This is a genomic window from Flammeovirga sp. SJP92, assembly GCF_001583495.1.
Lineage (GTDB): Bacteria > Bacteroidota > Bacteroidia > Cytophagales > Flammeovirgaceae > Flammeovirga.
Genome location: NZ_LQAQ01000110.1, coordinates 1 through 241, shown reverse-complemented (window position 1 = coordinate 241; position 241 = coordinate 1). Strand labels below are relative to the sequence as shown.

At 47.3% G+C, this 241-nt stretch carries 2 tRNA genes; both read right to left on the bottom strand.

Annotation, left to right across the window (positions count from 1 at the left end):
• Positions 1-4: 4 nt before the first annotated feature.
• Positions 5-79 (bottom strand) — tRNA-Val (locus AVL50_RS28080).
• A 22-nt stretch (positions 80-101) separates the two neighbouring features.
• Positions 102-179: transfer RNA gene (locus AVL50_RS28075), tRNA-Val, on the bottom strand.
• Positions 180-241 lie beyond the last annotated feature (62 nt).

The window sequence follows — 241 nt, the reverse complement described above, 5'->3', positions numbered from 1 at the left end:
ATTGTGGGGCGTACTGGATTCGAACCAGTGACCCCCTGCTTGTAAGGCAGGTGCTCTAAACCAACTGAGCTAACACCCCAGTTTTTACTATTTGTAAAATCTGGTGGGACGTATTGGATTCGAACCAATGACCCCCTGCTTGTAAGGCAGGTGCTCTAAACCAACTGAGCTAACATCCCATTTGTACATCATGTCAATAATGGTGGGGCGTACTGGATTCGAACCAGTAACGCTTGTAAGG